Genomic DNA, 10,576 nt, shown 5'->3' on the forward strand with positions numbered 1-10,576 from the left:
TAATATGAAAATGCCACAAAAAGGTAAAGTGGTTCTGAATGTGGCTCTATCTACCTGTGCTATTATCATTATTTTAAGCGGAATGGCACTTGCAGCAGATCGTGACGTTATAATTGGTTATCATAAGCCTGTTGTTGGAGTTTCAGCAAAGGAATTGGTCGTCCAAAGTCATAGCGGTAAGGTGAAAAAAGATTTTCATCTGATAAATGCAGTCTCGGCAAGAATACCTGAAGACAAAATCGAAGAGATCAAAAAAGATCCTAGAGTTGCCTATATAGTAAATGACACTATTTTCAGGATGACAGATGAATATTCCAGTTCCTGGGGGGTCCAGTATATCGGTAGTGAGCCCGTACATAACCAAAGTATCAATGGAACTGGAGTAAAAATAGCTGTACTCGATACAGGAATCGACTATAACCATCCAGACTTGGCTGGAAATTATAAAGGCGGATACGATTTTGTCAACAACTATCCAGATCCACGGGACGACAATTGTCTATCATATTATAAGACTTGTCACGGGACACATGTTTCCGGTATTATAGCTGCAGAACATAATGGTATTGGAGTTGTAGGAGTAGCGCCTGGGGCAAGTATATATGCAGTCAAAGTCCTGGACGGAGGCGGTTTTGGTGATGCCAGTTGGATCATATCTGGCATAGAATGGGCGAAAGACAATGGGATGAATATCATTTCCATGAGCTTTGGAAGTACTGAAAATAATACTGCTGTGCTCGATGCGGTTAATTCCGCATATGATTCTGGCGTATTATTAGTTGCAGCGGGAGGAAATACAAATGGACGCCCTGTTTTATATCCTGCGGGATACGATTCTGTTATTGCTGTGACGGCTATAGATCAGAATGGTCAGAATGCAAGTTTCTCTCCAAAAGATCAGAAGATTGAAGTTGCTGCACCCGGGGTAAATATAAATTCTACGGTACAGGGTGGATATGGTATTTTGAGCGGAACATCTATGGCGGCTCCGCATGTGACAGGTGTAGCGGCTCTCATATTTTCAACAAATTTTCCTGATGTCAATGGTGATGGAAAAAGAGATAATAAAGATGTCAGGCAGATAATTGATAGTACAGCGTTTGATGCAGGAATTCCAGGCAAGGATGATATATACGGATATGGTATAGTAGATGCATCTAAAGCCCTTCTTGGAACTTCGGCATCTGCTTATGCTTCGGCATCTGCTAATGCTGACCTGTCGATAACTGAAGATGAAGCTGTATCCAATATCATTGCAGGAGACGGGAAGACCTATACTTATATTATTACTGTAAAGAACAACGGTCCTTCGGATGCCTCAGGTGTACAAGTATTTGATACGTGGCCCAGCGGATTTATCCGGGGTCCTGTTACATCATCTCAAGGAACTTGTGATACAGCGATTAACTTTACCTGCGATCTGGGAACTATGTCAAGAGATGGCACGGCAAATATCAATGTCAGTTATACAGTACCAAATACAACCATAGGAAACTACACAAATAGAGTTGAAGTAAAATCGACCAGTGCTGACAATGATGTGAGCAACAATATAGCTGAGGATAAAAATATTGTTGAAATCATATTAAATCTCGTCGTTAAGGAACGTTCATCAAGTAAAAATGCGAAGCAAGTTTCCCTTTTAAAAGGAGACTATTCAATAACCATAACAAATAGCAAACTATCAGAAATTGATGTGAATGTCTATGAAAATGGTGTACTTAGAAAGGATCTATCCTCCAAATATAAACTCAAAAAATCACAGGTTGTAAATTTCAATATGAATATTGAATCACCCAAACTTGATTTTGTGTTTATTCCAAATGGAGATAAAGGATCGACAGGAACAATAACAAACATGAGGTCATCATGAAAAACAAAAATATGAAAAAATACAGAATATTGAGACAAAGTGTAAGAATCTCGATTATATTTTGCTCAATATTATTGTCTATTAATGCAGCAAGTGCTGTAGATAAAACGTACAACTGGGATGATAAAACTGGAGTTTCTATAGCAGGTTTTGCTACCAACTGGAGCAGTTGCAGTCCTCAAGATGGATACAGGGTAACCAGTCTTAAAAGTTCAGCATCATCCTGTACCAACGGCATATTGAGCAGATCAAATGCAGGCGATTTGTTCCTGGCGATTAATACAACAGCATATGGTTCTAATACCAATTTAGTAGGCAAAGGCGGAAACTATTTTTATTTATCAAGTAATAAATCCAGCTATACTGCGATATTTCGTTTTGATGTGGGGTATGCTCAAGCAGGCACTTTTACATCATTGGGAAATGTGACCAAGAGTGTAACTTCTTCTACTGGTCAAAAAATTGGCGTAGATTTGAAAACCATAAAAGGCACTGCACCTGCAGGTTCATATCCAGCACTAAAAGTCTCAGTCACCACTTCAAATGGAGGAAAAGTGAGTCTGGGAACAAATGGTGGAGCTAGTGGTACAAACAGCGGTCGTTTCACGGTTACAGAAACTGTTGCACCGGCTACCCCAACTCCAACACCAACTCCAACTTCAACACCTACTCCAACACCGACTTCAACACCTGCTCCAACACCGACTCCAACTCCAACTGCAACACCGACTCCAACTCCGACTTCAACACCCACCCCAACACCAACTTCAACACCCACCCCAACACCGACTTCAACACCTACTCCAACACCTACTCCAACTCCAACTGCAACACCTACTCCAACTCCGACTTCAACACCCACCCCAACACCAACTTCAACACCTACTCCAACTCCGACTCCACCTCCGGGTCCTACCCTAACTCCAACTCACCCGGCACCGCCGGTAAATCAAAACATTGGTTTCCCAGATACAATAATGCAAAATCTGTCAGTGACCACTTGCAGAGGTTGCCATCCATCGGCTCCTGATATCCACCACTTCATGGTAGGAAAAGCAAACACAAAACTGGGTTGCTTGGATTGTCATCCATGGCAAGCTAGTACTCAAACGGTATATATAGAAAGGAATTGTCATGGTTGCCACAATGGAGCACCTGTCGCGCCTAACACAGTAAACCTGTCAGCAATTCGAGGATCCCCTGGCAGACCGCATCACAATACGATAAAGAATTCATCGTCAAATCTAGCGTTTCCAGCTGCTTATTTGGCTGCAGATAGACAGTGCAATAGATGTCACGGTTCTGGTTTTGTAGCCAATTACAACGATAATCATTACGTACCATCCTACAATGTATCCATGGTAACTCCATTTGCCAGTTTCAAGATAAATGCCACAGTTGGAGGCGGAAGAAATTGGGGCGGATGTTTAGCTTGCCATGATGCCGATCCAACGGCAAACCCACAAATCTATAACAGCGATACTACTCACCATACCGTGAGATTCTGGGTAGGTTACCAGTGCAACAATTGTCATGTATCATCTGGGTTTAGAGCAGAACCAGTTCCAGACTATAATCCAGAGCCAAGTGCGGAGAGGTATGAAGTATGGTTGAATCAATCATATCCATCGTACACCTCAATGTTCCAATGGGATACCTCCAAGCCACATTTTGAATTCAGAAATTCAACAATGATTAATGCGGGCGATACACTCAACGGTACTGGATGTGAAAAGTGTCACTCTGTACAGACCATACACAATATTGAGGCTAATGCTCCTGGTTTAACTGTTCAACAAACCATTGACCAAGGAATTGCTGGATACGGCCATATAGGAAATAACTCAGACTGCGCTGGGTGCCATCAGGGCTGGTTTACCAGCGCTGATAATCCATTCCCAGGTCCAAAAGCTATGAGTTTGGCGAGTATAGCTCCAGGCACGTTGACTGCTGGTGTAGACACAGATGTAACCCTCACAGGCAGCAACTTTGTAGAAGCTCCATACACGACGACGATATTAGTAGATGGAGTAGCTGCAACACAGAAGTCTCTGACAGATACACAGATAGTAGTGACTGTGAACCTGGCCGTAGGCGGCCATAGTGTCCAGGTCGAAAAAGGTGGCGTGACAAGCACACTGACCTCAGTGTTAGCTTTAGCACCAGGTACAATTACTTCAGCGAAATTAACAGCTGGAGTATTGACCATTGATGGTACAGGACTTGGAGCTGATCAGCAGATGATTGCCATTACCAAGGCTGATGGAAGAATCATACCGTCTGATGGTATCACCAGCTCTACCGATACGCAGATAGTAGCGGTAAGTGCGCAAGCGGCAGTCGGCGACACGGTAACTGTGATAACACCAACCGGTGACAATTCTGCACTGGTCACGAATTGAAGGAGGTTATCATGAAATATAAAAATATGAAAAAATATAGAATATTGAGACAAAGTGTAATAATCTCGATTATATTTTTCTCAATATTATTTTCCGTTAATGCGGCAAGTGCTGTCGATAAAACGTACTACTGGATCCCATCGTCAGGAGCTATAGATTCGTCAGGATTTACAGCCAACTGGGGGATATGTGGTGCTCAACCAGCATCATACAAAAATACTACTCTCAGCAGTAAAGGATTCACATGTAACAGCGATACATTGACAAGGACTTCATCCGGAGACCAGTTTTTGGCAATTTATCCAACCCCATATAGTTCTGATACTAAAATAGTAGGCAAACCAGGTGCTACTTTTTATTTATCAAGTCCTGCGACATATCGTTTTGATCTGGGTTATGCTAAAGGAGGCACTTTTACATCATTGGGATATGTGACCAATGGTGTAACTAAAAGTACAAAATATAGCATAGATCTGAGAAAAATTAATGGCACTGCTCCTGCGGGTTCATATCCAGCATTAAAAGTCTCAGTTACGACTCCAAAAGGAGGAAAAGTGAGTCTGGGAACAAATGGTGGGTCTACAGGCTCAAATAGCGGCCGTTTCTATGTTAATGAGACTGTTGCATCACCGACCCCAGCTCCAATCCCGACTCCAACAGCAACACCTACCCCGACTCCGACAGCAACACCTACCCCGACTCCAACAGCAACACCTACCCCGACCCCGACAGCAACACCTACCCCAACTCCGACAGCAACACCTACCCCGACTCCAACAGCAACACCTACCCCGATTCCAACAGCAACACCTACCCCGATTCCAACAGCAACACCTACCCCGACTCCGACTCCACCTCCGGGTCCTTATTGTCTAGCTTGTCATGCTGGTGCAGAATAGAAGTAGAGGGCACATGGTTCAGGAACCTTGGGTATTTATTGAACATACCGGAGTCAAGTTTGAAGGAACGAAAGTCCATGCACACGGTAAAGGCAAATGAACTGAAGTTGTCAGGAACTGCTAATACATTCTTAGTAGAGTTGAAAACGATAGCCAGTTATCGTCAAGACTGGCAAATACTTCAAGGAGCATGGTTCTACCCAACCTTTCAGTTGGGGGTCTCCTCTACCCCCTTGACACCACGAAGATGAATAAGAAAACACAACAACAGGAGAAATTATAATATGCTTTCGCTAATTGAATTAATATTGATAGTAATATTAATCAATATACCCTTCGGCTACTGGAGATCCAAGGCCGATAGGTTTTCCAGGCAGTGGATGATGGCTATACATCTACCAGTTCCTCTGGTATTTCTGTTGAGGATAATATCTGGTTTCAGTTGGACGATAATACCACTTCTTATGCTATCGTTTGCCTCAGGGCAGTTCATAGGAGGAAACATTAGAAATATTTTTTATAGGTGTAAAGATGAAACCGAACTTTATTAAGATTTACGGTCGTGTATCCCATCAATTGAAACATTAATGAATGCAGTGTGCGTATATATTAAATAAATGAAAACCAAAAAAGAAAAGATAGAAATACCAGAAAATATACCCATCATAACGCCAGAAATGATGGGAAAAAACCACCATCGAGATAGCTAAAAGGCGGGCTGGCAGAAAAGAATCGCCAGTGAAGGGAATTAAAGATATTAAGTGCTCATCGTGAGGGAATGATACGATGTGGTTTAGAAATGAAAAATGACAGGAGGTTGATAGTGATTTTTACGGTTTTGCTGGTGAGTATTAGCCAATACACTTTAGCGTCAGCGTATCCTTCTTATAATACAGAAACAGATTGCAGAAGTTGTCACGGTAATACAGTAGACACGCATCATCATCTGGTACATTATGGAAAAAAGGTGTGTACAGATTGTCATGCAATCAAAAATAACACAGTTGTGATAATTAGAAATTGTCTAATATGTCACCCTGGTACAAATCATGAGGGCTGCATTTCATGCCATATAAGCGGCACCCCTGGAAATGTTAATAGTACAGCTCCTGGGCTATTGAATAGTACACCCCCTGGAAATGTTAATAGTACAGCCTTCTCTCTGGGTGTTCATGTCAATATTACGACCGATGGATTTGGTTTAATAAATAACAGCGATTGCTGGGCATGCCACTATAATCGGGATATGCATAGAAGCAATATATGGCAGTGCGCAGACTGCCATACAGGCAGCGGCAGACCCGAAACTCCGCAAGCACCAAAAGTTCGCACGCATTATTTGCCTTCTGTCACTAACTATTCATGTGTGGATTGTCACAGTAAAGTCACAGCAAATCCCGGGACAGGTATCCCCAATATAACTTCTCATTATGCACAGAGACCTACAGTACCGACAACGAACTACTGTGCTTATTGCCATGGTCCCAATGCGACCTCTCCATTCCAGGCTCTGAACAGGACGATTACGGAGTTCAAGCACGATGACCCAAATTGGAATGGCAATGCTACTTGCAGAACATGCCATTCAAATTCCAGTGTGTCAGCCGATCCGCTGGCTAAGGATAAATCTTCATTCCATGACATGAGCTGGGAATTGGGAGATGCATATAATGGAACAATGAAAGCAGATTGTATTATCTGCCATATCGCCAAGGATCCTCAATTTGTTTTGGCTCCCAATCCTTCACATAATACGACGGGAATGAACATTTCAACGTGTTATTTATGCCATGGAACTGGACCAGGCACGAAACCTCAAAAACTTCATAGCGTTGTAGGGGCCGGGGGACCGGACTGTATATCATGCCATTATATTGGCAGTGCATTCCATAACATCGATACAACAGCCATAAACCTGAGTGTTCATGCAGGTATGAACAGCCAGAACGCATCGAATGCGGGAGTTGCTTCAATCAACGGTGCTTGCTGGGGATGTCATGATACTGATGGTAACATCAGTAACAATCCAAGCAACCAGGGAATGGGTGATATCTTCAACACACCCAAGAAATGCGATGATTGTCATCTCTCCTCAGGTCAATATTATACTCAAACCCTCGCATGGGGAGGATTACAGGTAGCTCAGCATTACTATGGCGGCACCACTATCAAAGCCGGCAATTCAAGTTCCAACATCTCTTCATGCATAAATTGTCATGAGAACGTAAGCGAGATGCTCCTTCCGAATAACGATACTGATACCGGTTCATTCCCCGGTGACGGAGTAAGGCTCAATGGCGGGAACAGGAGTTTCTATCATTACGGTAAGAAACGACCCGAGTTACGGATCGGTTCGAACGAGAATTGTCCCTACTGCCACCAGAACTCCACAACCGCCTTCTCAAACGTGATGCAGAATGCAGGCAACTCGATGTTAGGTAACCATACCTCAGACGTGGTTTTTACTTTTCCTGCTCATCCTGCTGGTCTCCCAAGCTGTACACGTTGCCACGGGCAGGATATACTGCATGGAGCGAATATCTCCAAGCCTGTTCCAAATTCTGATTTTTGCCTTAAATGTCATAGTAATGACAGGCTTAAAAAAGACAGGCATAATGGTAAGGTCGAATGCATCAGATGCCATACAGAGAAACCTTCAGATGTTCATAATATTAAATATATATTACCAGACGGGAGCTATCGTGGCATAAATGCAACATCATGCGGAGATTGTCATGACTTTAGCCTCCAGCTCCCTGCTTTTAGATTACCGTTTTTAGCTGTCAACTGCACCACCTGCCACCAGAATAGTGGGCTTGCAAAATTTTCTGAAGCACCGATCATACCTACGCCAGTGAAACACAGTGCCAACCCTAATTCAGGAGCATTATGGAATGGTTCGCAACAAGCCTACTGGGACAATGCTGCTCAGCTGAGTTCATGCATCTACTGCCATGGAAATGCCACCCACGCATCGAAAGCACTTGGAAAAATTGAGAATATTAGATCCGGAAACATGCCTAACCAGAGCATAACCAATACAAGCTACTGGTGCGCCAACTGCCATTATAATAAGAGCAATCCGGCAGGAAACTACTCATATAATGGCACTTCCTACTCTCCGGTACCTCCGGAAATACAGAACATGACAGGTCTGGTACCCGCAATGGCCAACGATAACACTACGTTCTTCAACCACTCCCTTGATGTGTGGTCTGATAGTATATGCGTCCAGTGCCATGGTAGCTCCTCTCCATCCACGACTGCTTATTTTGTTCACAGCATCATCCCAGCCAGAGGGGGGCCGGACTGCATCTCATGCCATAATGTGAACGCAATGGGTGCGCCACTGGATAAAAGGATAAATTTTTCAGCTTTCAAGGAAGGCGTACACAGGAACCTCAACAGCTTTGCGATGAACAACACATCGCTTTCAGATACCGCGGATAAAGCCTGCTGGGCATGCCATGGAAATGCGACTGAGCCTGTCGGCGGGCATCCATTAAATTACAAAACTCCAAAAACCTGTAACAACAACAACTGCCATTCACTCTCACAATCCCCCTATAACGAGCCTATGGTCTATTCGCATTTCCAGAATGCAAGCCTGAACGGCAATCCGAACAATGGTACGAATTATAATATAACCACTTCAATACAATGCCAGATCTGCCATATAAACAGTGTGGTGATAACGGATAACCACCCGCAACTGGCTCTTGTATCACATTACGCGACAAAAGATAATTTAATTGATTCCTTCAACTGCACCTATTGCCATATGGTTAAAAACAATAGTGAAGTCTGGGGGAATGCAACGTTAATATACAAGAACACAACCTCCCTTGTTGAACTTGAAAAAGAACGAAACAAACTGACAGCTTATGAGGGAGAGAGCATATACCTCGGTGATGGATATTCCATGAAAGTGGTGCAGATCTCCACGGAAAGGAGCGAGGCTTTAATCCAGCTTTTCAAAAACTATGGTATTGTAGATGAGTTCTCACTTCTTGTTGGCGTTCCTTATAACTATGAGGAATATATTACTATCGACAATGGAACGTTCAGAACGCCCATTATTATATTGAATATGACCTCCATCTTCAAAGGCGCAAGCCAAAGCCTCATTAAGTTCAGTGGATTCAGGACAGCAAGAGTCCATGCAGAAACCAATAGCACTTCATGCCTTGCCTGTCATCTGTACCGGTATTCCCCGGAAAAAGGACGGTATCTGGTCATCGACAGGGATGTCAAAGATAACCCCAATCATGATATAGTATATTACACCAATGTACTCGTTGATTTCGTATCTGAAAATAAAAGTAAGATATACTATAATAACGATGATTATGTTTTAAGCCAGATCAATACCAATTTTGGGAAATTTCTTCCCTCACCCACATCACAGAAATATCTAACCGAGGGGGAAACGTGGAACATTGGAGAGAACGTCTCATTGAAGCTTAATGGCGTCAGTACTGACAGCAAACAGGCATTGCTGGCTTTAATGATTAACAACAGCGTTGTCCAGGACTGGGCAGTTACCAGCGGGTCTGAGTTTAATTACACGCGTGCACTCAGATATAAAGGATACGAAGATACCAATGTAACGGTTTTCAGCGCAAACCTTGCGTCGGTTGCCCAGGCAAATCCAAATTTCATATTACTTAAGAACGTTGTGGCGATTTCACCATCGATAAGGCAAACAACCGCCAACACCACAGTTTTTGGATTTAATAGCAGCTGGCTTTTCCCCAATGATACGTTTATAGTGGGGAAAGTCCCGGAGAATTTCCACGCACCTAACCTGTATACCGATCAAAGAGCGTGGGCTGATTGTGTTAAGTGCCATGATACCTCAAGAAAACTTAATATTCCAAATGTTGATGCTGTTTCATCAAGATTGGGAAAGCACTACAGGTTGAACATTAATGCCTCCGTTAAAACCCTTTTGTCGGATTCGATTGATAAAGCATGCTGGGCATGCCACACGTTGGATGGGCAGGAGCCGCAGGCGCATATTCCAACCTATGTTACACCAAGATATTGCAAATCCTGTCACGTCTATCAGGAGAATCCAAATTTTGGGGCAATAAATATCAGCGATGAGCCTCACGCATCCGAACAGAACTGCCCGACCTGCCACATCCAGAATTCCCATACTCTGGTCAGGTTTGATGTATCTCCTGTGATAAATAAAATTTCATTATCTAAAACTAAGGTAAGCAGGAATGAAACAGTTAAGCTGGTGGCTGAAGCAATCGCTGGCTATAAATTCAAAATAAGAGCTGCTGAATATTTCCTGGATAAAATAGGCACATCTGGAAACGGGAGGCCTCTTAAACCGGTCGATGGGAAATTTGATTCGCAAATGAAAAACGTAACTTCGGATATCAATATAA

At 43.1% G+C, this 10,576-nt stretch carries 5 protein-coding genes; all 5 read left to right on the forward strand.

Annotation, left to right across the window (positions count from 1 at the left end; all coding sequences use genetic code 11):
* Positions 1 to 4 precede the first annotated feature (4 nt).
* A complete protein-coding gene (locus O8C68_11960) occupies positions 5 to 1,873 on the forward strand; it encodes a S8 family serine peptidase (protein MCZ7396506.1) in 1,869 nt (622 codons plus the stop codon).
* Positions 1,870 to 4,275 carry an IPT/TIG domain-containing protein gene (locus tag O8C68_11965; GenBank protein MCZ7396507.1) on the forward strand — a complete coding sequence of 802 codons (2,406 nt, stop codon included), beginning with the start codon at positions 1,870 to 1,872 and terminating at the stop codon, positions 4,273 to 4,275. The genes O8C68_11960 and O8C68_11965 overlap by 4 nt, the downstream gene beginning before the upstream one ends.
* 11 nt (positions 4,276 to 4,286) lie before the next feature.
* Complete coding sequence (locus O8C68_11970; GenBank protein MCZ7396508.1) at positions 4,287 to 5,174, forward strand: hypothetical protein; 888 nt, start codon at positions 4,287 to 4,289, stop codon at positions 5,172 to 5,174.
* Between the two features lie 284 nt (positions 5,175 to 5,458).
* A complete protein-coding gene (locus O8C68_11975) occupies positions 5,459 to 5,725 on the forward strand; it encodes a hypothetical protein (protein MCZ7396509.1) in 267 nt (88 codons plus the stop codon).
* 566 nt (positions 5,726 to 6,291) lie between these two features.
* On the forward strand, positions 6,292 to 10,576 hold a 4,285-nt coding region (locus O8C68_11980), incomplete at its 3' end, for a hypothetical protein (GenBank protein MCZ7396510.1).

The organism is Candidatus Methanoperedens sp., from assembly GCA_027460525.1.
Classification (GTDB): domain Archaea; phylum Halobacteriota; class Methanosarcinia; order Methanosarcinales; family Methanoperedenaceae; genus Methanoperedens.